Below are 22,957 nucleotides of genomic sequence, written 5' to 3'. Positions count from 1 at the left end.
CGGGCGGCGCTCGATCTCACAGGCGCTGAAGATGCTCCGGCTACCCTTGCCAGGAACCATAGAATCTCCCACAGGGACCGCAGCAGGGCTGACAGGTGTTTGCCGCAAGATGTGCAGCGCCTGTCAGCCCTGATGCGATCCCTGTGGGAGCTGGCGTGCTAGCGAATGGGGCGCAGAGCGCCCCCAGAGATCTCAATACCAGCGCGGCTCGCCAGCCGGGCGCTTCTTGAAGCGCTTCATGCTCCACATGTACTGGCTCGGGTACTCGCGCACATAACGCTCGACCACCTTGCTCATCGCCGCCGCCGACTCATTCACGTCGGTGCTGTACATTGCTTGCGGCGCAGCTTCGAGAAACACCTTGAAACCCGAGCCATCCGGCAGGCGCAAGGCATGCAGGAACACCCCCACCGCCTTGCCGCCCGCCAGCATGTTCGGCACGAACTTGCTGGTCAGTGCCTGGGTACCGAGAAATGGCACGAACACGCCTGCCGATTCGGCTGGCTCCGGGTCAGCGGGGATGCCCACCTGGCCGCCCCGGCGCACCTCCTTGATCACGCTGAGAATGCCTTCCTTGGTCGAAGGCGCAACGCGGTTGCCCATCTGTACGCGCTGCTCACGCAGCAGGTCATCCACAGCCTTGAGCTTGGGCGGGCGGTAGAAAATGATCGGCTTGCACTGGTTGCAATAGAAGTGGTTGAGCACCTCCCAGTTACCCAGGTGGCTGGTGATGCCCACAACACCCTTGCCAGACGCCAGGGCTTGCTCCAGCACTTCCAGGCCGTGCACTTCCTTGACCAGTTCCAGCGAGCGCTGTGGCGGCCAGATCCAGGCGCAGGCGCTTTCCACAAACGACTTGCCAATGTCCCGCAAGGCTTGGCCAACCAGTTGCTCGCGGGCAACCGGGTCCATCTCGGGGAAACACTTGGCCAGGTTGATGCGCACCACGTTGCGTGAACCGTTGGGGATCTTCCACATCAGCCAGCCGATGCCGGCGCCCACGCGCTGTACAGCGCCCCAGGGCAGCTTGGCAAACAGGCGCAGCACCCCGACCATCAGGGCGCCCTTGAACTTTTCCACAGGCGAATTCCTTATTTCAGCAAGGTGCGCATTGTAACCCTTCAACGAACCAGGGCGGCGTAACGATCGCAATCGATGGTGTGGTCCATGACCATGCCGGTGGCTTGCATGAAGGCATAGCAGATGGTCGGGCCGACAAAGGTGAAGCCGGCTTTCTGCAGCGCCTTGCTCATGGCCTTGGCTTCGTCGGTGACCGCCGGCACGTCAGCGCGGCCCTCGAAGTGATTGATCTTCGGCGCACCGCCCACGAACGACCACAGCCATTCGGCGGGGTTATCCACAGCCAGCCAGGCTTGCGCATTGCGCCGGGCAGCCTTGAGTTTGAGGCGGTTGCGGATGATCCCGGGGTCCTGCATCAGCGCTTCGATGCGTTCGTCGCTGAGGGTGGCCAGTTTGACCGGGTCGAACCCGTGCATCACCTCGCGGTAACGCTCGCGTTTGCGTAAAACGGTGATCCATGAAAGCCCGGCCTGGAACCCTTCGAGCAAAAGCATCTCGAACAGCAACGCCGGATCGCGCTGCGGCGTTCCCCATTCCTGGTCATGGTAGGCCTGGTACAACGGATCGTCGGTACACCAAAAGCAGCGTGGCATAAGGCTCCAATGAGTAGAGGGCGAGGCGAATCAGGTTATACTCCCGCTCTTTACATCCGCATCCCCAGATACAGGTGAATTTCGTGAGCCAGCCTACGCCAGCCGTGCGTACCTTCCAAGACCTGATCCTCGCCCTGCAAAACTACTGGGCAGCTCAAGGTTGTGTGGTGCTTCAGCCCTACGATATGGAAGTAGGCGCCGGCACTTTCCACACCGCAACGTTCCTGCGCGCCGTGGGTCCAGAAACCTGGAACGCCGCCTACGTGCAGCCTAGCCGTCGCCCTGCCGACGGGCGGTATGGCGAAAACCCCAACCGCCTGCAGCACTACTACCAGTTCCAGGTGGTGCTCAAGCCGAACCCGGCCAACTTCCAGGAGCTGTACCTGGGCTCGCTGAAAGCCATTGGCCTGGACCCGCTGGTGCACGACATTCGCTTTGTCGAAGACAACTGGGAATCGCCGACCCTCGGCGCCTGGGGCCTGGGCTGGGAAATCTGGCTGAACGGCATGGAAGTCACCCAGTTCACCTACTTCCAGCAGGTAGGTGGCATCGAGTGCTACCCGGTCACCGGTGAAATCACCTACGGCCTCGAACGCCTGGCCATGTACATCCAGGGCGTCGATTCGGTCTATGACCTGGTATGGGCCGACGGCCCGTTCGGCAAGGTCACCTACGGTGACGTGTTCCACCAGAACGAGGTGGAGCAGTCGACCTACAACTTCGAACACGCCAACGTCGACAAGCTGTTCGAACTGTTCGACTTCTACGAAAGCGAAGCCAACCGCCTGATCAAGCTGGAGCTGCCGCTGCCGACCTATGAAATGGTGTTGAAGGCCTCGCATACCTTCAACCTGCTGGACGCCCGCCGCGCCATCTCGGTGACCGAGCGCCAGCGCTACATCCTGCGTGTGCGTACCCTGGCCCGGGACGTGGCGCAAAGCTATCTGCAAGCCCGCGCACGCCTGGGCTTCCCGATGGCCACCCCCGAACTGCGTGACGAAGTGTTGGCTAAGCTGGAGGCTGCACAATGAGTGCTCAAGATTTCCTGGTAGAACTGGGCACCGAAGAGCTGCCTCCCAAGGCCCTCGCCAGCCTCGGCGACGCCTTCCTGGCCGGCATCGAAAAGGGCCTGCAGGCCGCTGGCCTGAACTACACCGGCAAGCAGGTCTATGCTGCGCCGCGTCGCCTGGCCGTGCTGATTCGCCAGCTGGACGTGCAGCAGCCTGACCGCAGCATCAACATCGACGGCCCCCCCCTGCAGGCTGCTTTCAAAGACGGCGAGCCGACCCAGGCTGCCCTGGGCTTTGCCAAGAAGTGCGGTGTAGAGCTGGCCGAAATCGACCAGAGCGGCCCCAAGCTGCGTTTCTCCCAGCACATCCCAGGCAAAGCGACCGTCGGCTTGCTGCCGACCATCGTCGAGGACTCGCTGAACGATCTGCCCATTCCCAAGCGCATGCGCTGGGCCGCCAGCCGTGAAGAGTTCGTGCGCCCGACCCAATGGCTGGTCATGCTGCTGGGCGACCAGGTGGTCGATTGCACCATCCTGTCGCAGAAGGCCGGCCGTGAATCCCGTGGCCACCGCTTCCACCACCCGGAAAACGTGCTCATCACTGCACCGGCCAACTACGTCGAAGACCTGCGCAAAGCCTACGTGCTGGCCGACTTCGCCGAGCGCCGCGAGCTGATCAGCAAGCGTACCGCAGAGCTGGCCATGCAGCAGGAAGGTACGGCCATCGTGCCACCGGCGCTGCTGGACGAAGTGACCGCGCTGGTCGAGTGGCCGGTGCCGCTGGTGTGCTCGTTCGAGGAGCGTTTCCTCGAAGTGCCGCAGGAAGCCCTGATCACCACCATGCAGGACAACCAGAAGTACTTCTGCCTGCTGGACAGCGAAGGCAAGCTGCTGCCGCGCTTCATCACCGTGGCCAACGTTGAAAGCCGCGACCCGAAGCAGATCGTGCAAGGCAACGAGAAAGTCGTGCGCCCACGCCTGACCGACGCCGAATTCTTCTTCAAGCAGGACAAGAAGCAGCCGCTGGAAACCTTCAACGAGCGCCTCAAGAACGTGGTCTTCCAGGCTCAGCTGGGCACTGTGTACGACAAGGCCGAGCGCGTTTCCAAACTGGCTGCCTTCATCGCCCCGCTGATCGGCGGCGACGCCCAGCGCGCCGGCCGGGCCGGCCTGCTGTCGAAATGCGACCTGGCCACTGAAATGGTCGGCGAATTCCCGGAGATGCAGGGTGTTGCCGGTTACTACTACGCGCTCAACGACGGTGAGCCGCAAGACGTCGCCCTGGCGCTGAACGAGCAGTACATGCCACGCGGTGCTGGTGCCGAGCTGCCGCAAACCCTCACCGGTGCCGCCGTGGCCATCGCCGACAAGCTCGACACCCTGGTGGGCATCTTCGGCATCGGCATGCTGCCAACCGGCAGCAAAGACCCGTACGCCCTGCGCCGTGCAGCGCTGGGTGTGCTGCGTATCCTGATCGAGAAGCAGCTGGACCTGAACCTGACCGGTGCGGTGGAATTCGCGGTCAAGCAGTTCGGTGCCAAGGTCAAGGCTGCCGGCCTGGCCGAGCAGGTGCTGGAGTTCATCTTCGACCGCCTGCGTGCGCGCTACGAAGACGAAGGCATCGACGTGGCCACCTACCTGTCGGTACGTGCCCTGCAGCCAGGCTCGGCGCTGGACTTCGACCAGCGTGTACAGGCGGTGCAAGCGTTCCGCAAGCTGCCCGAAGCCGAGGCCCTGGCCGCGGTCAACAAGCGTGTGTCGAACCTGCTGAGCAAGGCAGAAGGCGCCATCGCCGAGCAGGTCGAGCCGAAGTACTTCGACAATGCCAACGAGTTCTCGCTGTACTCGGCCATCCAGCAGGCCGACCAGGCCGTGCAACCGATGGCTGCTGCACGGCAGTACAGCGAATCGCTGGCCCGCCTGGCAGCCCTGCGCGACCCGGTTGATGCCTTCTTCGAGGCGGTCATGGTCAACGCCGAAGACGCCAAGGTACGTGCCAACCGCTACGCCCTGCTCAGCCGCCTGCGCGGCCTGTTCCTGGGTGTGGCCGACATCTCGTTGCTGGGGTAAGCCTTGAAACTGCTGATTCTCGACCGTGACGGGGTGATCAACTACGACTCCGACGCCTACATCAAGACGCTGGAAGAGTGGGTCCCGATCCCAGGCTCGGTCGCAGCGATCGCGCAGTTGAGCAAGGCGGGCTGGACGGTGGCCGTGGCCACCAACCAGTCCGGTATCGCCCGTGGCTATTACCCGCTGGCAACCCTCGAGGCCATGCACGCGCGCCTGCGCGCGCTGGTGGCCGAGCAGGGCGGCGAGGTTGGCCACATCGTGTATTGCCCGCACGGCCCGGATGAAGGCTGCGATTGCCGCAAGCCCAAGCCAGGCATGCTGCGGGCGATCGCCGAGCATTACCAGGTCGGCCTTGAAGGCGTCTGGTTCGTTGGCGACAGCAAAGGTGACCTGGAGGCCGCCCTGGCCGTCGGTGCACAACCCGTGTTGGTGAAAACCGGCAAAGGTGAGCGGACCCTGGCAAAAGGTGTTCCGGAAACTACACTGATTTTCGACGATCTGGCAGCTATCGCCAGAGAACTAATTTAAACAGTGCGCCTGCGGGCGCATTTTTCTCAGGCGGGCATGCCCCGCAATGGTACAAGCCACTATGTCGATCCTGCAGGCGATCAGAATCTTTCTTTTTTACCTGCTGCTGGGCACCAGTTCGTTGCTGTGGTGCTCGCTGAGCTTTTTCGTCGCGCCGTTTCTGTCGTTCCCCAAGCGCTACAAGTTCATCAATGTGTACTGGTGCCGCTGCGCCTTGTTCCTCGTGCGGACGATTCTGGGCATCGACTACAAGATCACCGGTGCCGAGAACGTGCCGGCCGAGCCTTGCGTGATCCTGTCGAACCACCAAAGCACCTGGGAAACATTCTTCCTGTCGCAGTACTTCTCGCCGCTTAGCCAGGTGCTCAAGCGCGAACTGCTGTACGTGCCGTTCTTCGGCTGGGCCATGGCCATGCTGCGGCCGATCGCGATCAACCGCGACAACCCGAAGGAGGCACTGCGCCAGGTCGCGAGCAAGGGCGATGAGCTGCTCAAGCAGAAGACTTGGGTGCTGATCTTCCCGGAGGGCACCCGTGTGCCATTCGGCACGGTCGGCAAGTTCTCGCGCGGGGGCACCGCGCTGGCAGTCAATGCCGGGCTGCCGGTACTGCCGATTGCCCACAACGCCGGCAAGTTCTGGCCGAAAACTGGTTGGGGCAAGCGCTCGGGCACCATCGAGGTGGTGATTGGCGAGCCGATGTACGCCAACGGCACCGGGCCACGGGCCATTGCCGAGCTCAACGACCGCGCTCAGGCGTGGAACGAAGCAACCCAGCGGGCCATGGGCTCGCTGCCGCCAGCAGCAGAAGAACCGCAGGAGCAGATGGCGTGATATCTGTGGATAACTTGTGAGCACTTTTTCGTTGAAATGCTTGAAGTAAGCGCTAAGTTATTGAATTGGCTGTTTATTTTTGGGTGTGACATTTTTCTGAAAAGCGTGCATAAGTTTTTTCGGGGCATAAGAAAACCGGCTTTTACAGCCGGTTTTTTTTGGGCTCCATTTCCAGTACGCATCGCTTTGTGTAGGAGCGGCCTTGTGTCGCGATGGGCCGCAAAGCGGCCCCGGCAATGTGTGCATCAAGGCAAAATCCTGGGGCCGCTGCGCGGCCCATCGCGACACAAGGCCGCTCCTACAAGGATCCGCGCCCGCTTTCAGATCTTGTCGATATCCACATCCTTGGTTTCTTTCAGGCAGAAAATCCCCACCACCAAGCTGATGCCGGTCACCAGGATCGGGTACCAAAGCCCGTAGAAGATGTCTCCGGTGTACACCACCAGTGCAAACGACACGGTGGGCAGGAAGCCGCCGAACCAGCCGTTGCCAATGTGGTAGGGCAGCGACATCGAGGTGTAGCGAATGCGGGTCGGGAACAGCTCGACCATCACTGCGGCCAACGGACCGTAGGTCATGGTCGCGATCAGGATCATCGCCACGATCAGCACCACGACCATCACCTGGTTGACCTGCGCGGGGTCAGCCTTGGCCGGGTAGCCTGCCTGCTCCACCGCCGCACGCATCGCGGCTTCGTCGAAGCCGTTGATGGTCTTGTCGCCCACATTCACCACTACCTCGCTGCCGGCTACGCTGACCGAGCTGTAAGGCAGGCCCTGTTTGACCAGGAAGGTCTTGACCTTGTCGCACGGACTGTCGAAACGGGCCTTGCCGACCGGGTCGAACTGGAACGTGCAGCCTTGCGGATCAGCAGTGACCACGATCGGCGCCTGGCGGCTGGCGGCGTCAATTTGTGGGTTGGCATAGTGGCTCAAGGCCTTGAACAGCGGGAAGTACAGCACCGTGGCCAGCAGCAAGCCCAGCATCAGGATCGGTTTGCGCCCGATACGGTCCGACAGCCAGCCAAAAAACACGAAGAACGGCGCACCGATCACCACGCTGATGATCAGCAGGGTATTGGCCTGGGCCGGGTCTACCTTCAGCATCTGGGTCATGAAGAACAGCACGTAGAACTGCGCGGTGTAGAAGGTCACCGCTTGCCCGGCATTGATACTGAACAGTGCAGTCAGTACGACTTTGAGGTTCGGCCACGAGGTGAACGACTCCCGGATCGGCGACTTGCTGACCTTGCCCTGGGCCTTCATTTTCACAAAGGCTGGCGACTCATGCATGCTCATGCGGATCCAGGTGGAAATGCCCAGCAGCACGATCGACAGCAGGAACGGCAGGCGCCAGCCCCAGGTTTCGAACTGATCGCCACTGACATAGCGGCTGCCCAGTACCACCAGCAACGACAATAACAGGCCCAGGGTGGCGGTGGACTGAATGAAGCCGGTGTGGAAACCGCGCTTGCCCGGGGGGGCATGTTCGGCCACATAAGTGGCCGCACCACCGTACTCACCGCCCAGCGCCAGGCCCTGCAGCATGCGCAGTATCACCAGAATGATCGGTGCGGCGATGCCGATGCTGGCATACGTGGGCAGCAAGCCCACGGCGAAAGTGGACAGCCCCATCAGTACGATGGTGACCAGGAAGGTGTATTTACGCCCGATCATGTCTCCCAGGCGGCCGAACACCAATGCACCGAACGGCCGCACAAGGAAGCCGGCAGCGAAGGCCATGAGGGCGAAGATGAAAGCGGTGGTGTCGTTCACACCCGCAAAGAACTGCTTGCTGATGACCGCTGCCAACGCGCCATAGAGAAAAAAGTCATACCACTCGAACACCGTCCCGAGGGATGACGCGAAAATGATCTTGCGTTCCTCACGACGGTTGGAACTGCCGGCCGCCGCAGCCTGCTCTTGAATGTAATCCGACATCGTTGCTGTCCTCGGCCCGCAGGCCACAGTGATTATTCTTGTTGTTCCACTGTCGGCAGCCTTCGACCGCAAGCTGCCGCTACTGCACGCACCCGGGTCAGGGCGTCGGTAACGCGTCTTCGTTCAGGTAGGTCTGGGTAGCAGCTCCTTTGAGAATCAGTTGTGCCGCCTTTTCGGCGATCATCAGGGTGGGGGAACAGGTATTGCCTGAGGTGATCTGCGGCATGATCGAGGCATCGGCCACGCGCAGGCCGGGGATGCCATGCACGCGCAGCTGGTTATCCACAACGTCCATCGCACCATTGCCCATGCGGCAGGTACCCACCGGGTGGAAAATGGTAGTGCCGATCTTGCCGGCAGCCTCGATCAGGTCCTGTTCGCTTTGCAGGGCCGCGCCAGGCAGATATTCCTCGGGCTCGAATACGGCCAGGGCAGGGGCCTGAACGATGCGCCGGGTAAGGCGGATGGCATCGGCGGCCACCTGCAGGTCCTGGGGGTCGCTCAGGTAGTTGGGGTCGATCAGCGGCGTGCTGTGCATGTCGGTGCTGCGGATATCGATACGCCCACGGCTGGCCGGGCGCAGGTTGCAGACCGAGGCGGTAAAGGCCGGGAAGCGGTGCAACGGCTCGCCGAAGCGCTCCAGCGACAGCGGCTGCACGTGGTACTGCAGGTTGGCGGTGGCCTGGTCGGGGCTGGACCGCACGAACGCGCCCAACTGGCTCGGGGCCATGGCCAGCGGGCCGCTGCGGTCGTAGAGGTAGCGCAGGCCCATGCCCATCTTGCCCCACAGGCTGTTGGCCATCTGGTTCAAGGTGCGGGTATTGCGGATCTGGTAGATCAGCCGCAATTGCAGGTGGTCCTGCAGGTTGCCACCCACGCCAGGCATGTGGTGGCGCACGCCAATACCCAAGCTTTCCAGCAATTGCCGGGGGCCGATGCCGGAGCGTTGCAGGATGCCCGGGGAACCGACCGCCCCAGCACACAGCACGATCTCGCGGCGAGCCGCAAACTCGTGCCAGGCGCCTTGCCAGAATGCTTTCACCGCACGTGCGCGGGTATTGTTGAGCAGCACCTGGTCAACCTGCACACCGGTAAGCACGGTGAGGTTGGCGCGGTGCTGAACCGGCCGCAGAAACGCCTTGGAGGCATTCCAGCGCACGCCACTGCGTTGGTTGACCTGGAAATAACCACACCCCTGGTTATCGCCGGTGTTGAAGTCATCCACCTTGGCGATGCCGCTTTGCTCGGCGGCGTCGCGGAAGGCATCCAGTATCGGCCAGCTGTAGCGCTGGCGTTCTACCCGCCACTCGCCACCGCCGCCGTGGTGCTCGCTGGCGCCAGCAAAGTGGTTTTCACTGGCCTTGAACAGCGGCAGCACGTCCTTCCAGGCCCAACCGGGGTTGCCCTGTTCGGCCCAGTGGTCGTAGTCGGCAGCCTGGCCACGCATATAGATCATGCCATTGATGGAAGAGCAGCCGCCCAGCACCTTGCCGCGCGGGTAGCCCAATGCGCGCCCACCCAGGCCGGGCTGGGCTTGGGTCTTGAAGCACCAGTCGGTGCGTGGGTTGCCAATGCAGTAGAGGTAACCCACGGGAATGTGAATCCAGGGATAGTTGTCCCGCCCGCCCGCTTCCAGCAGCAGCACGCGGCAAGCAGGGTCGGCGGACAAGCGGTTGGCCAGCAGGCACCCGGCGGGGCCGGCGCCTACCACCACGTAATCGAAGACAGAATCGGCTGACGGCATGTGCAACCTCGGGCCTGATTATTATTCTTGTCCCGATCCATCTTAGTGCGTAATTTCGTGGGTGAAACACGCGATTTCGCGCAGCGGTTGTGCGTTTTAGCACAGCGGCAACTCTGTACAGGCCTCTTCGCGGGTTCACCCGCGAAAGGGGCCCACGAACAGCCACAAGGATCAGCATGTTCGACTGGAACGATCTGCGGTTTTTCCTCGAGTTGCAGCGCAGCGGCCGCCTGCTTACCGCCGCCAAGCGCCTCAATACCACCCATAGCACCGTGGCCCGGCACATCGAGCGCATCGAGGAAAGCCTGGGCACGGCCTTGTTCGTACAACACGCCCAAGGCTATGAGCTGACCCCTTCGGGCCAGGCCCTGCTCAAGCACGCCGAAGCCATGGAGAACGTCGCCCTGCTGGCCCAGGAAGAAATCACCCAGGCCATCACCCCGCTGGGCAAGATCCGCCTGGGGGTCACCGAAGGCATTGGCATCATGTTCTTCACCCCGCGCATGAACGCGCTGTTCGAGCGCTACCCCGGGCTGGAAGTGGAGCTGGTGGCAGTGCCGAGGTTCGTCAGCATCCTCAACCGCGAAGCCGAGATCAGTATCCACCTGGAGCGGCCCAACGCCGACCTGCTGATCACGCGCAAACTCACCGACTACCGCCTGGCCCTGTATGCCAGCCAGGGCTACCTCGACCGCGCACCACCCCTGCGCAACCGCGAAGATCTGGCCCGCCACAGCTGGATCGGCTACGTCGACGACCTGCTGTTCAGCCAGGAGCTGCTGTTTCTCAACAGCTTCTGCCGGGCGCCCAATGTAGTCTTCCGCAGCACCAGCGTGATTGCCCAGCAGGTGGCCGCACGTGCTGGGCTGGGCATTGCAGTGCTGCCCAACTACATGGCCCGGCACGACCCGACCCTGGTCCGCGTACTGCCTGGCGAAACCATCCAGCGCAGTTACTGGATCTGTACCCGCCGCGAGCTGCACAAGTCGGTGCGCCTGCGGGTCGTATGGGATTACCTGCTGGCGCTGTGCGCAGAGCAACAGGGCGAGCTGTTAGCTCAGTAATGCCTTGCTGGCCAGCAGTAGGGCAGCGGCGCAACCTGCCACGGCAAACATCTGCTGCAGCCGTGGGCCGGCCAACCTGGCCGCCAGGGGGCGCGCCAGCAGCAAGCCAAGCACGGCGCCGACAGCGAACGGGCCACCCACTTGCCAATGCAGGACACCTGCAAGGCTGGCACTGATCACACTGCCGGCAGACACCAAGGCAATCACCGCCAGCGACGTGGAGACGATCGTGGCCATGCGCAGGTTGGTATAGCGGTTGAGCGCCGGAATGATCACGAACCCGCCCCCCACACCGAGCAGGCCAGACAGCAAGCCGGACAGCGCACCGGTGAATGCCAGGGCGCGAGCGCAGGGCAGGGTCCAGCGCAAGCGGCCCTGCAGCGGGTTCAGCACACATGGCTCGATGAAGCGATGCGCATCGTTGGCTTCGCCACGCAGCTCCCTGGCCGCCTTGCGCCAGATACGCAGGCAGGCGTAGGTGAGCACACCGGCGAACACCAGTTGCAACGGCGTATTGGGCAAACGGTGCGCCAGCATCAACCCCAGTGGCGCTGCCGCCACCCCGATCAAGGCGATGAACAGTGCCGCCCGATAGCGCACCAGGCCGCGACGCAAACCCAGTACCGCGCCCACGGCTGCCGCCAGGCCAACCGCCAACAAGCCGACCGGTGCCGCCTCGACCATCGACAGGCCAAGGCCGAACACCAACAGGGGCACGGCAAGAATGCCTCCGCCGGCGCCCGTCAACGCCAGCACGGCGCCGATGATGGCCCCCAGGGCTGCGCCAAGCAGTTGAGTTTCGATCACTGCCCGCCCTCTGCTACCAACGGTTGTGGCCGTGCCAGCCACTCCCGCCCCTTGAGCATGCCTTGCCAGTACAGCGGCGGCAGGGCCTGGGCCTTGAGCAGCCAAGCCAGGCGGGTCGGCTTGCGACCGTCCAGCAACCAATTGGGGAAGCTGGGCGCCAGCTTGCCGCCATAGGTGAACTCGGCCAGCACGATCTTGCCGCGCTCGACCGTGAGCGGGCATGAGCCGTAACCGTCGTACTGGGCTAGTGTCTGCAACCGCCCCAGCGCTACCAGCACATTATTGGCCACTACCGGAGCCTGCTTGCGGGCCGCTGCAGCGGTCTTGGCGTTGCTGGTGTTGGCCACATCGCCCAAGGCGTGAACAGTGCTGTACTGGCGATGGCGCAGGGTGTGCGGGTCTACATCGACCCAGCCGGCACTGTCGGCCAATGGGCTTTCACGGATGAAGTCCGGCGCGACTTGCGGCGGAACCACATGCAGCATGTCGAAGGCCTCGACGCGGGTTTCGCTGCTGCCATCGGGCAGGCTACGTACGAAGGTGGCGCGTTGGTTGGGGCCGTCCACGGCGACCAGCCGATGGCTGAAATTGAGGTCCACGGCATATTTTTCGATGTACTGCATCAAGGCAGGCACGTAGTCGGCCACACCGAACAAGACTGCGCCGGCATTGAAGAAGCTGGCTTTGATCGCGCCCAGGTGACCGTGGCGTAGCCAATGGTCGCACGACAGGTACAGCGCCTTCTGTGGCGCGCCGGCGCACTTGATCGGCATGGGCGGCTGGCTGAACAGGGCACGGCCGTGCTTGAGCTTTTGCACCAGCTCCCAGGTATAGGGCGCCAGGTCGTAGCGGTAATTGGAGGTGACCCCGTTACGGCCCAAGGTCTCGCTGAGCCCATCAATGGCCCCCCAATCGAGCTTCAGGCCAGGGCAAACCACCAGTTGTTCATAGCCGATGGCCCGGCCATCTTCGAGCATGACCAACTGGCGCACCGGGTCGAAACCCTGGACGCGCGCCTTTACCCAGCGCACCCCGCTCGGAATCGTCGAAGCCATGGTGCGGGCAGTGCTCGCCGCGTTGAAAACACCAGCGCCGACCATGGTCCAGCCAGGTTGGTAGTAGTGCACCTCGGCTGGGTCGATCAAGGCCACATCCAGGGACGCGTCGCGGCTGATCAGGCTGGATGCAGTGGCGATCCCGGCGGCACCGGCACCGACGATGACCACTGTGTGGTGGTCGGGATGGGGAGTGGACGACAAGGCAGGCATGGCAATAAATCCTGGAAATCTGGTTATAGGGCAGGGCGCTTACAGCGTGTTCAGCGGGATCTTCAAATACCTGACGCCGTTGGCTTCCGGCTCCGGGAAGTGGCCACTGCGCATGTTCACCTGCACCGACGGCAGGATCAGCACCGGCATGTCGAGGGTTTTGTCGCGGGCCTCGCGCATGGCGACGAAGCTGTCCTCGTCGATACCCTGGTGGATGTGGATATTGCTGGCGCGCTGCTCGGCAACGGTGGTGACGTACTGCATTTCGCGACCACCTGGCAGGTAGTCGTGGCACATGAACAGGCGGGTCTGGTCAGGGAACGCCAGCAAGCGCCGGATCGAGCGGTACAGCGTACGGGCGTCGGCGCCGGGGAAATCGCAACGGGCAGTACCGTAGTCAGGCATGAACAAGGTGTCGCCGACGAACACCGCGGTCTCACCCGCATCCTCGATCATGAAGCTCATGCATGCAGGCGTGTGCCCAGGGGTGTGCAATGCACGCGCATGCAGGTTGCCGATGCAGAAACCTTCTTCGTCTTCGAACAGCACATCGAATTGGCTGCCATCACGGGCAAAGCCAGGCTCGGCGTTGAACAGGCTGCCAAAAACCTTCTGCACCTGGGTGATGTGCGCACCAATGGCGGTATGGCCGCCAAGCTTCTCCTTCAGGTAGGCCGCTGCCGATAGGTGGTCAGCATGCACATGTGTTTCAAGTATCCAGCGCACGCTGGCGTGCAATTCAGCCACGCGCTCGACCAGCCGATCTGCTGAGGCAGTACAGGTGCGCCCGGCCTTGGGGTCGTAATCCAGCACGCTGTCGATCAACGCGCACTGCCGGGTTTCACAGTCCATGACCAGGTAGCTGATGGTCGAGGTCGCCTCATCGTAAAAGGCGTCCACGTGAAGGTTGTTGCCGATGATCATCACGTTCTCCAGTTATCCGACGCGTCTATTCAAGGCGTAGGCAGTGACAAGAGGTTTATCAAGATGCATGCCAGGCTCTTTATCGTGCCGGGCCCAACGAAACCGGAGCAGTGCTGACAGCGCCTGGCTGAATTGGCAGCATGATTGGCAGTCGACTGTCAGCCAATGGCAGTGTTTGGCAGTCCTTGTTACCCTGCATCCATCATCCGAACGGTGCTGTCATGCCTGAAACCCATCCGTTTATCCTGGCGCTGGTTTCCTACCTCGAGCACGATGCCCTGCCGACCATCGTGCTGGATACCGACTACAACATCCTGGCAGCCAATGCTGCGTATCGCCGCCAGTTCGGCCAGCACGAACAAGCACCCCTAGGGGAAAAGTGCCACAGGGTGTCGCACCACTATGCCGTGCCATGCGACCAGGCTGGCGAGCATTGCCCGATGCGCAAAGCCTGGGACAGCAAGGTCGCGGAGCGTGTGTTGCACATTCATCACACGCCACGCGGGCCCGAGCACGTGGATGTAGAGCTGCGGCCGATCCTGGACGAACAGGGTACGGTCGTAGCCTTTGTCGAACGCTTGACCACCATCACGCTGGCCTCGGCCCAGCCGCAAGAGCAAGGGCTGGTCGGCCGTGCGCCGGCCTTCAAGGCAGCCCTGGCCAGCCTGCAACGCGCGGCGCCAGCGCAGATCCCCGTCTTGCTGCAAGGTGAGTCAGGCACCGGCAAGGAGCTGTTCGCCCGTGCGCTGCACATGGGTAGCGCCAGGGCAAACGGCCCACTGGTGGTGGTGGACTGCACCGGCTTGACCGAGTCATTGTTCGAGAGCGAACTGTTCGGGTACGAAAAAGGCGCATTCACTGGTGCCAACCAGCGCAAGATCGGCCTGGCCGAAGCCGCCCATGGCGGCACGCTGTTCCTTGATGAAATTGGTGAAGTGCCGCTGGCGATGCAGGTGAAGCTGTTGCGTCTGATCGAGTCTGGCAGCTTCCGCCCGGTAGGCAGCCTGCGCACAGTGCATTCGGATTTCCGCCTAGTATCGGCAACGCACAAACCCCTCAGGCAAATGGTTGCCGATGGCAGCTTCCGTGAAGACCTGTACTACCGCATCAGCGGCTTCCCGATTCGCCTGCCGGCACTGCGTGAGCGGGTAGAGGACCTTCCCTTGCTGGCGCAGAGCCTGCTGCAACGCATGGCGGGCACATCGGTCCCCAGCTTGAGTGACGATGCCTTGCAGCGCCTTGCCTTGCATCCGTTCCCGGGCAACATCCGCGAGCTGCGCAATGTTCTGGAACGGGCGCGGTTGTTCGCTGATGATGGGGTGATCAGGCCGGAGCACCTGCCTGAGGACATCGGCGCGCAAACGCCGGTGAGCCGTGGCGCAAAGCGCCGTGACCTCGGTGAACTGGCCCAGGCTCTGGAACAGTTCAAAGGTTCGCGCAGTGAGCTGGCGCTTCATTTGGGCATGAGCGAACGCACGCTGTACCGTCGCTTGAAAGCGCTTGGGCTACGCTAGCTTCGTGTTTTTGCCAGGCCACCTTTACCGGACCTTTACCGCTGTCCTGACATTAAACGACCTGGTTCATGGTCTGATTGGTTAACCGTACCCGGTAACTGAAAGATTCAGCCGGGCGTTAATACACAGAGGACCGCAACGATGAAAAAGACCCTGACCATGATTTGCGCGGCGCTGATGCTCAGCGCACCTCTGGCAAGCTTCGCGCAGCCTGGCCCACCTGACCGTCATGATGGCGGCCCAGGGCACCCAGGCAACCCGCCCCACGCTCAGCCGCAGGGCCGCCACGACAACGGCCGCGGGCCTGCTTATCGCGACCCGAACTTCCACCCGCAAAAAGGTATGCCGGTACCCCACCAGCAGTGGCGCCGCGGCCATGTGGTCGACCCGCATTACCGTGGTGACCGTTACTGGGTAACCGACTGGAAGGCGCGTCACCTGTATGCACCTCCGCGCGATCACCGCTGGTTGTACGTGAACGGTGACTACGTACTGGTCGCCATCGCCAGCGGAGTGATTGTCAATATTCTCAGCGGCTACTGATGTGTGGGAACACGCTGCTCAGTTAGCAACTGGGGCTGAACTACGCGCCAGGATGTGCTCGGGCATGTTCGATCACCATGTGGTGCCTGCCTCGAACGCTTCGCAAAAAACCCGCAGTAGTGAAGTGCCTGTCAGTTGAGTAATGTGGGGCCGCTGTGCGACCCTTCGCGGGCACGCCCGCTCCCACAGGGGATCGCGCATTTCGTGAGTTCAGCGCCAAACATGTGGGAGCGGGCGTGCCCGCGAAGGGCTGCAAAGCAGCCCCAGTAACGCTTAACTGACAGGCACTACGCAGTAGCGGTTTTTTTTGGTGACCGGTAGGTGTCAGACTTTGAACCCGGCCGGTGTAGGTTCACAAAATAGGTGATAGGCCAGACCCCGTGAAATTGGAATCTTCGCCATTTTTTTTGTGAAATGAAGGGGTGCTTTTCACAGAAAAGCCGAGAAATCCCTACTCACCAATCACAAAAGTTGATTGGCCTGGAAAGGGCCGTTTACGACCGACGCGTGACTTTTCGGTAAGGGATGAGGAGTAGTCGCAGCGATCCTTTAGCTCCTAGTCTGGCGACCTTGGGTTCAGAATCCGACTGGCAATGCCCGCCGTCACTACTTCAGAGGAACCAGCTTCCTCTGCTGCCAAAATTGCGGGGGGCTCATGCTGGTACCCAGGCCCGACAAATGCGCAGTTGCAGCCCTCAATTGCAAGGCTATCCAAAGCGGCACGCGTGTCAATCAAGATCTGATGCATGACGATGGCCGGCCTCACGGAGGTGAAACCGGAGATTCAGATTGACTAAACCGACCCCGTAGACACCAACCTCCACGAAGGCCGCTATCGACCCAAAGCTGTCCTTCAAGAAAGGCAGCTAACGGCGAGAAGCGGTCATTTTGTATCTACAGGTTTCGGGGCGATTCACTCGTCTGATGCTCAGGAGCACCAGGATGGGCGTCAAGGAGGTGGTCATCTTGAGGTGGACTATGCTGACCAGTTGCTCTCAAATCTAATCGTGAGGTCCTCCATGGCAAACCCCAATCTGCTGGCTCTATTCAGAGATGAAGTCCTTCTGACCGGGCCTGAAAGCTCCCTTCCAAGCAACCTATCTCAGTTCTGGCTTGAGGAGCTCCAGAGTCATCTGGAGAGGTATTTCGACGGTTTGAACTCGGATTCAGATGCAGAAGAGAAGGATCTCGACATCTCTCTCCCACTCGCAGCGATCATCCACATCTTGTTCGCGAAGAATGGTGGGGAGGAGATATCCGAGAGCTCTGAAAAGCTGTACGAGTATTTCCAAGACTACCGGCTCGAACTGGCCCTTGAAGAGATCACGCGAAAGACTCATGTGGCTGCCGAGGCTGCAACCATTGAGACCATCTTCACCAACCGAGATGTCCTGGTGGAACAAGGCCCCCTTCTTCAATAGGTACCTCCACCGATGCCATCGCCGGCGGGCACGCTCCGAGGCATTGATGGAATGCATTTTGACGGCTGCCGAGATCAGCGAATGAAAGAAATTGCTGCGCCGATGTTCGATCTAATCGCTTTGTCGCTTCCACGAGGGTTGGGGTTTGGGGACAGCCCGCCAGTAGGGGCATGGCTTAGTGAGGACGGAATTTCTTGTGCCGCTCTAACCCGAAATATCAATTCCGGCAGCTTCGGAATTGTCACCTTGCGGCGTCGTGTCGATAGCGTGTGGGTGCTCCTCAGCCATGGTGAGTGCACCACTGGCGAGTCCGAAGCCCGCGCCTCAATCAGCCATTTTCTCTATACCCAAGCCCATCCGCTTCCACTCCCTTCAGGTGAACGACGACGTGCTCCTCTAAGCAGAATGGGTAAGCGCACACCAAGCGTGGTGTTCAAATCACTATTTGATCCAAGCCGCCGTATTGGGGCGTGGGCGCTGAATCAACTGTATCTCGCACTGCCATCCCCAGACAGAAATTGGGTTCCCGATTGCCAGACTGAGAATTTTCACACCCGCCTCTGGGAAGCCCACCTATTAGCGATTTTTCGTGAACAGGGACTCTTGGTCACCCAGCCTAAAGAATCACCCGATTTTCACATCGAGAATAGGCTGGGAGATGAGGCCTGGGTTGAAGCAGTGACAGCCAACCCGGAAGAGCGGTATGAGCATTTTGGCGCCTCGCCGGTCCCCCCACCCGCTGACCGACATGAGCGTTTCTTAGGAGCGGCTGCAGAAAGGTTTGCGAGGACCATCCAAAACAAATTGGACAAGCGTTACGAATCCCTACCGCACGTGGAGGGTAAGCCGCTCATTCTGGCCTTAGCCGATTTCCATGCGCCCAGTTCAATGCTGTGGAGCAGGGAGTCGCTCATCAGCTATCTCTATGGCTTTGCAGTTCACTCATCTGCGCATCGTGGTACGCACCTGATAACTGTGGAGGAAGAGACATCTCTGCTATCAGGGCGCCCCAACGGCCTATTTACGCTAATGGAAAATGCCCATCTTTCAGCGGTCATTTTCACCAATGCCTGCACAGTGCCAAAGCTCAGCCGAGTGCCGATCTCAGGTGGAGCTCATCTAGACGGGTACCGATACTTGCGGTTTGGTGAGTTTTTCGACCGTTCTCCGGGAGCATCACGAGGTATCCCATTTCTGTTGGATGTAGCGTCCAGCGACTACGGTCAGCTCTGGCCGCAATATGGCTACGAGCCGTGGTCTGCTGAAGTGGAGGTATTCCATAACCCTATGGCACTATACCCGGTGCCTAATGAGTTGATACCAGAAGTCACCCACTGGAGAGAAGTAAACGGAAGAGTCGAGTGCGAATCTTTCTTTGATGTATCCATACTCCGATCCAGAACACTCGTCCTCAGTGCAAACGCTAAGGTTCCGTCACTCGATGAGTTGCTGACAGCAGCCAGTCCTCCAGAGCTCTGACGGCGGCGGGGTGGCCGCATCGTTGCCACGCAGGTAGATGAGAATTTCTCAGCAAGCTACCCAGCCAGGGGAAGGACATGAGATCCCCTGCGCAATTCAGGACCGTTGAAGCGTCACCTCTCTTCGGGTAAAAGCATGACCGTCATACAACGCTACAACAGCGTCATACCCGAGAGCATAGGAAGAAAAATGTCGATCCAAGGACTAAAACGATACTTTGGAAACAAGATTCACGCAGTGATAATGATGGCCCCGCTTAAGCGGGAAATGATACGCCTCGGCATATGCACCCTTATGGCGATTATTCTGAATATCATCTTGTATACCGGCGTTGAAGTAGACGGCACCATCAAGCCGTGGGCAGAAACCCCGATAAAACTGTTTGCATCGTCGATGTTATTCGCCTTCATGATCAAGGCTTTTCTGCCAGTTCTCGGCTGGACGATACTGAAAGCAATGCTGTTGAGTGCGAACAATGCCTTCAGCGGCATACTGAGTTTTTTGGGCAATCAGTTCACAGGCGTCATGTACTGTACCGGAATTATTATGGGTTCTATCACGATTAAATTGTATATGGTTTCCGGGGTTTTAGACTCTGAGTTTGCTTATCTGTCCGCAATCGTATTTGCTTCCGGGGTTTTATATTTCTATGTGCTGCAATGCGCCATTCAAAAAACAATGAGTCCGGCCCTGCGTACACCAGCAGTACCGCGTTAAACCACTAGGCTGTGACTATTCATCTCTGGTGCTCAGTAGGCGCTCGCTCTGCTGAACCCTCACCCATACACAACCATTAATGGACTGGCCCGCCTTCGACTTTATGAAGAAGGCGAGCGAGCACGTGACTGATTGCGCATGTATTCCGAGATGAGACTTTCGAAATTGATGTCCGCCTCCTCAACGAGAATATTGACGTGACAGTACAGCTCTTCAGGACCTCTGAGATAATTGAAAATCCTTGATCTAACGATGCCGCAAACCCCTTCTTTGACCGCCGTAGAGGGGAGGTTGATAACATCGCCAACGCACGGGATAAGAGCTAGGCCATGGTCGCTGTTGAAGACAATGTCAGCTGGACAGGCATCAATGCTGGCATCGGATTGTCCTTGCGAAACCTGCTGATAATCAATGCTATACCTCATGTACAGCCTACCTCATTTGTTGAGTGAGGAATCAGCGCCGCGGATCGTAAACAGAAACCTCAAGTTCGCAAGCGACGGGAGCATGTAGCGGATTTTCGGTACTAGAGAGCTTGGCAACTATCGTTTTTCAAGCACATACCCTACGCCCCGAAGCGTATGTATCAGTTTGGTCTCGAAAGGGTCATCTATCTTGGCTCTGAGTCTTCGAATCGACACCTCTACAACGTTTGTGTCGCAGTCAAAATTCATATCCCAAACCTGCGAAATAATTTGGGTGCGGCTCAGCACCACACCGGTATTACGCATCAGGTAATGCAGTAACGCGAATTCTTTCGTGGTCAGGTCAATGCGCTGACCGTCCCTGAATGCCCTGTGCCGGCTCTGATCAAGCTCCAGGTCAGCGACGCGAATGACCTCTACGGATGCAGGGTGATCTGACCTGCGCATCAAGGCGCGAACCCGGGCCAGCAGCTCAGGGAACTCAAATGGCTTGATCAGGTAGTCATCTGCTCCGTTCTCCAGCCCCCGGACCTTATCCGCCAGCCGGCTTCTCGCCGTCAGCATCATGATACGGGAAGGGCAGTTTTTACGACGCAACAACTCAAGGACCTGCCAACCGTCCATCTCTGGCAGATTTATATCCAGGATAATCAGCTCATATTCGTGCTGCTTAGCCAAGAATAATCCATCTGACCCGGTGTGGACGCAATCTACGACATAGCCACATTCCGTCAGACCTTGACGCACATACTCCGCAGTTTTTACTTCATCCTCAATTACCAGAATTCGCATGGGATTTTGTCTCGATATCACTGAGCAATTAACCGCGCACGCGCGCCGGCATTATTGAAAGGGATGGTAAATCAAAATGAGCGTGCCGGGGCTCAAATGACGGATTTGTAATTTCTAGGTAATACAGTTGATAGTCTGGCGGTATATCTTGTCGCGGTTTGGGTTTGACAGTTGCGGGCCCTCTCTCCAGCAGGTGATTTGACCTTATGAAGTATTGGGTTATTTTCTTCTTTGTGCTGGCTTCGTTCCGCTCAGATGACGGCGAGGTCGCTCACATTGAAGAGACTGGTCATTGGTGTAGTCATGAACTTCACCGGCATGCGATGCGTACAATCGAACGCCTACTTGAATTTTAGGCAAAAAAAAGGCGCCCAATGGGCGCCAAATATCCACCTTTTACCAAAGGAGCACTTAAGCCACTCAAGGTGAATGCGTAATGCTCGTTTTACTAACAGGACCCGCCAATGGATAACTGGCCCAGTTAGCGAATTACAGAATCGAAAGCGGGTACTCGATGATTACACGAGTTTCATCCAGATCCGATTCGAAAGCAGTGGCACGCGTGGTTGCCTGGCGCAACCGGAAGGACAGATCTTTTGCCGGACCGGTTTGGACAACGTATTTGACTTCGACGTCACGCTCCCAACGCTTCTGATTGTCGAGCGGGTTGCCGTTGTCGTCGGTGCGCATGTAGAACTGGTTAGCGTTCGAGTAATCCGCACCCGAGCCTCTGGCGTAGCGCGTCATGAACGTCAGGCCTGGAATGCCGTAGCTGGTGAAGTTCAGGTCATAGCGCAGCATCCAGGAACGCTCTTTCGGCGAGTTGAAGTCGCTGTACTGGATGGAGTTGTCGACGAAAATCGAGTCCGACTGACGCAGGTAGTCGAAATCGTCGTCGCCGTTGTTGCGCTGATGCGACAGGGCCAGGGTGTGGGCACCGTAACGCACACCGACCTTGGCACTCCAGATGTTGTTGTCGAATTCACCCAGGCGCTTCTTACCTTCATCTACGGCTTTGTAGTAGTTGAAGCCACCGATCAGCGCCAGATCGTCGCTCAGCGGGTAAACCACGCTTGTGCCGGCGTAGTACTGATTCCAGACGTCTTTCAGCTGGCTGGCGTAGACGCTCACAGTCCAGTTGTCGTTGATCGAGTAGTCACCGCCACCGTAACCGATCCATGGCGAGTTGACCGGGCCGCCGTAGAACGTCACGAAGTTGTCGTTCAGGTTGCTTGAGACCGGCTGGCTCATCGCATGCAGACGACCACCCTGGAGGGTAAGGCCCTGGATGCTGGTGTTCTCAACGGTCACACCGCGGAAACTCTCTGGCAGCAGGCGAGAGTCACCCGATGCGACGACCGGGGTCGATGGGAAGACATCACCCACTTTCACGATGGTATCGAACAAGCGGACTTTGGCTGCGCCGCCGACCTTGGTGTATTCGTCGCGAGCTTCACCCTTGTTATCAACGGGCAGCACGTCGAAGGAGCTACGGCCGCCGTTGCGCCCATCACCGGTGTCGAGCTTGAGGCCGATCATGGCAAAGGCATCAACGCCAAAGCCAACGGTACCTTGGGTAAACCCGGAGTTGAATTTGCTGATGATCGCGTGCGCCCAGGCTTCGGAGTAGCCGTTCGTATTGCCCTTGCCACTGTTGTAAGTGGGGGCGGTGCTGTCGCGGTTATCACGGTTGAAGTAGAAGTTACGGTTCAACACTGTAAGGCTGCTGCCTTCAATGAAGCCTTCTGGCTTGTCTTCAGCTTGTGCCGAAATAGCATAGCTTCCAGACAGCGCAGAAACTGCCGCCAAATACAGTGGTACTTTGATTTTCATCCGATGCTCCTTTGATTCACGGCAGTTTTTATTATGTTTACCGGCGCGGGTGTCGTTAATTGTTCTGACCAGGCGGCGCGCCTAGCGTAGCGCGAGCTCATATTTGCAGGCCGAAGATAACGGGGGGGTGATAGGAAAATTACAATTTCGTCATCTACCTGTTGTTCGGGCCTTCGCACCGCGTGTTTGCCATCTCCGTTGCTTGTAACGAAATCATCGTGTCGGGTTTGGTTTCCCAGTATTTTCGGGCATTACAGGACATCCTTACGGAATTGTAATTTTCTAGCCACCCCTCTGATAGCTACCGCTCATTAGAGTGCCATCACCTAATCAAGTGGGGCTTGGCAGCTGTTTCGGCGTTCTCGCCAAGC

General features: G+C 59.6%; 20 protein-coding genes. 10 read left to right on the top strand and 10 right to left on the bottom strand.

Features of this window, described 5'->3' with window-relative positions:
• Nucleotides 1-192 precede the first annotated feature (192 nt).
• Both EGJ22_RS11040 and EGJ22_RS11035 read right to left on the bottom strand, forming a co-directional pair.
• Nucleotides 193-1,080, bottom strand: coding sequence for a lysophospholipid acyltransferase (locus EGJ22_RS11040; RefSeq protein ID WP_009684691.1), 888 nt, complete (start codon nucleotides 1,078-1,080; stop codon nucleotides 193-195).
• Nucleotides 1,081-1,121: 41 nt separating this feature from the next.
• The gene (locus tag EGJ22_RS11035; protein WP_029886428.1) at nucleotides 1,122-1,673 is read right to left on the bottom strand and encodes a DNA-3-methyladenine glycosylase I; all 552 of its coding nucleotides are present in this window, start codon (nucleotides 1,671-1,673) and stop codon (nucleotides 1,122-1,124) included.
• Between the two features lie 83 nt (nucleotides 1,674-1,756).
• On the opposite strand from EGJ22_RS11035, the gene glyQ reads away from it, so the two are divergent.
• Genes glyQ through EGJ22_RS11015 form a run of 4 tightly spaced genes read left to right on the top strand, consistent with a single transcriptional unit; the run spans nucleotide 1,757 to nucleotide 6,115 of the window.
• Nucleotides 1,757-2,704, top strand: a complete 948-nt coding sequence (gene glyQ, locus EGJ22_RS11030) for a glycine--tRNA ligase subunit alpha (protein WP_003253126.1) — start codon at nucleotides 1,757-1,759, stop codon at nucleotides 2,702-2,704.
• A complete protein-coding gene (gene glyS / locus EGJ22_RS11025) occupies nucleotides 2,701-4,752 on the top strand; it encodes a glycine--tRNA ligase subunit beta (RefSeq protein ID WP_029886429.1) in 2,052 nt (683 codons plus the stop codon). The genes glyQ and glyS overlap by 4 nt, the downstream gene beginning before the upstream one ends.
• A 3-nt stretch (nucleotides 4,753-4,755) precedes the next feature.
• Entirely contained in the window at nucleotides 4,756-5,283 is a 528-nt protein-coding gene (gmhB, locus tag EGJ22_RS11020; protein WP_009684688.1) for a D-glycero-beta-D-manno-heptose 1,7-bisphosphate 7-phosphatase, read from the top strand.
• A 46-nt stretch (nucleotides 5,284-5,329) separates the two neighbouring features.
• Nucleotides 5,330-6,115, top strand: coding sequence for a 1-acyl-sn-glycerol-3-phosphate acyltransferase (locus EGJ22_RS11015; protein WP_029886430.1), 786 nt, complete (start codon nucleotides 5,330-5,332; stop codon nucleotides 6,113-6,115).
• A 320-nt stretch (nucleotides 6,116-6,435) separates the two neighbouring features.
• Here the strand turns inward: EGJ22_RS11015 and EGJ22_RS11010 are convergent, their stop codons facing one another.
• The gene (locus EGJ22_RS11010) at nucleotides 6,436-8,055 is read right to left on the bottom strand and encodes an MFS transporter (protein ID WP_009684686.1); all 1,620 of its coding nucleotides are present in this window, start codon (nucleotides 8,053-8,055) and stop codon (nucleotides 6,436-6,438) included.
• A 97-nt stretch (nucleotides 8,056-8,152) separates the two neighbouring features.
• Nucleotides 8,153-9,799, bottom strand: coding sequence for a GMC family oxidoreductase (locus EGJ22_RS11005; protein ID WP_029886431.1), 1,647 nt, complete (start codon nucleotides 9,797-9,799; stop codon nucleotides 8,153-8,155).
• Nucleotides 9,800-9,975: 176 nt separating this feature from the next.
• On the opposite strand from EGJ22_RS11005, the gene EGJ22_RS11000 reads away from it, so the two are divergent.
• Nucleotides 9,976-10,863, top strand: a complete 888-nt coding sequence (locus EGJ22_RS11000; RefSeq protein ID WP_029886432.1) for a LysR family transcriptional regulator — start codon at nucleotides 9,976-9,978, stop codon at nucleotides 10,861-10,863.
• On the opposite strand, the gene EGJ22_RS10995 is transcribed toward EGJ22_RS11000, so the two are convergent.
• Genes EGJ22_RS10995 through EGJ22_RS10985 form a run of 3 tightly spaced genes read right to left on the bottom strand, consistent with a single transcriptional unit; the run spans nucleotide 10,852 to nucleotide 13,862 of the window.
• Nucleotides 10,852-11,670: a sulfite exporter TauE/SafE family protein gene (locus EGJ22_RS10995; RefSeq protein WP_009684683.1), complete on the bottom strand. Its 819-nt coding sequence runs from the start codon at nucleotides 11,668-11,670 to the stop codon at nucleotides 10,852-10,854. The two genes, EGJ22_RS11000 and EGJ22_RS10995, sit on opposite strands and share 12 nt — an antisense overlap.
• Nucleotides 11,667-12,938 (bottom strand): FAD/NAD(P)-binding oxidoreductase, encoded by a 1,272-nt coding sequence (locus tag EGJ22_RS10990; protein ID WP_029886433.1) that lies wholly within the window; start codon nucleotides 12,936-12,938, stop codon nucleotides 11,667-11,669. The genes EGJ22_RS10995 and EGJ22_RS10990 overlap by 4 nt, the downstream gene beginning before the upstream one ends.
• A gap of 39 nt (nucleotides 12,939-12,977) precedes the next feature.
• The gene (locus EGJ22_RS10985; protein WP_009684681.1) at nucleotides 12,978-13,862 is read right to left on the bottom strand and encodes an MBL fold metallo-hydrolase; all 885 of its coding nucleotides are present in this window, start codon (nucleotides 13,860-13,862) and stop codon (nucleotides 12,978-12,980) included.
• A 221-nt stretch (nucleotides 13,863-14,083) separates the two neighbouring features.
• Between EGJ22_RS10985 and EGJ22_RS10980 the strand changes: the two genes are divergently transcribed.
• The 5 genes from EGJ22_RS10980 (at nucleotide 14,084) to EGJ22_RS10960 (ending at nucleotide 19,536) form a co-directional block, all read left to right on the top strand.
• A complete protein-coding gene (locus tag EGJ22_RS10980) occupies nucleotides 14,084-15,376 on the top strand; it encodes a sigma-54-dependent Fis family transcriptional regulator (protein ID WP_029886434.1) in 1,293 nt (430 codons plus the stop codon).
• Between the two features lie 141 nt (nucleotides 15,377-15,517).
• Nucleotides 15,518-15,919 (top strand): RcnB family protein, encoded by a 402-nt coding sequence (locus EGJ22_RS10975; protein ID WP_064314242.1) that lies wholly within the window; start codon nucleotides 15,518-15,520, stop codon nucleotides 15,917-15,919.
• A gap of 1,019 nt (nucleotides 15,920-16,938) precedes the next feature.
• On the top strand, nucleotides 16,939-17,340 hold the full coding sequence (locus EGJ22_RS10970; protein WP_012269857.1) for a hypothetical protein: 402 nt from the start codon (nucleotides 16,939-16,941) through the stop codon (nucleotides 17,338-17,340).
• 81 nt (nucleotides 17,341-17,421) lie between these two features.
• Nucleotides 17,422-18,819 (top strand): hypothetical protein, encoded by a 1,398-nt coding sequence (locus EGJ22_RS10965; RefSeq protein ID WP_223296393.1) that lies wholly within the window; start codon nucleotides 17,422-17,424, stop codon nucleotides 18,817-18,819.
• 189 nt (nucleotides 18,820-19,008) lie between these two features.
• Entirely contained in the window at nucleotides 19,009-19,536 is a 528-nt protein-coding gene (locus tag EGJ22_RS10960; protein WP_012269855.1) for a hypothetical protein, read from the top strand.
• 101 nt (nucleotides 19,537-19,637) lie between these two features.
• Here the strand turns inward: EGJ22_RS10960 and EGJ22_RS10955 are convergent, their stop codons facing one another.
• From EGJ22_RS10955 to EGJ22_RS10945, 3 genes are all read right to left on the bottom strand, one after another.
• Nucleotides 19,638-19,961: a hypothetical protein gene (locus EGJ22_RS10955; RefSeq protein WP_010951457.1), complete on the bottom strand. Its 324-nt coding sequence runs from the start codon at nucleotides 19,959-19,961 to the stop codon at nucleotides 19,638-19,640.
• Between the two features lie 117 nt (nucleotides 19,962-20,078).
• Nucleotides 20,079-20,753, bottom strand: coding sequence for a heavy metal response regulator transcription factor (locus EGJ22_RS10950; RefSeq protein ID WP_003253420.1), 675 nt, complete (start codon nucleotides 20,751-20,753; stop codon nucleotides 20,079-20,081).
• 489 nt (nucleotides 20,754-21,242) lie between these two features.
• Complete coding sequence (locus EGJ22_RS10945) at nucleotides 21,243-22,586, bottom strand: OprD family porin (RefSeq protein ID WP_003253422.1); 1,344 nt, start codon at nucleotides 22,584-22,586, stop codon at nucleotides 21,243-21,245.
• Between the last annotated feature and the right edge of the window lie 371 nt (nucleotides 22,587-22,957).

It is taken from the genome of Pseudomonas sp. p99-361 (assembly GCF_003935475.1).
Lineage (GTDB): Bacteria > Pseudomonadota > Gammaproteobacteria > Pseudomonadales > Pseudomonadaceae > Aquipseudomonas > Aquipseudomonas juntendi.
The sequence above is the reverse complement of the archived record's forward strand: the minus strand, read 5'-3'. Positions and strand labels throughout refer to the sequence as shown.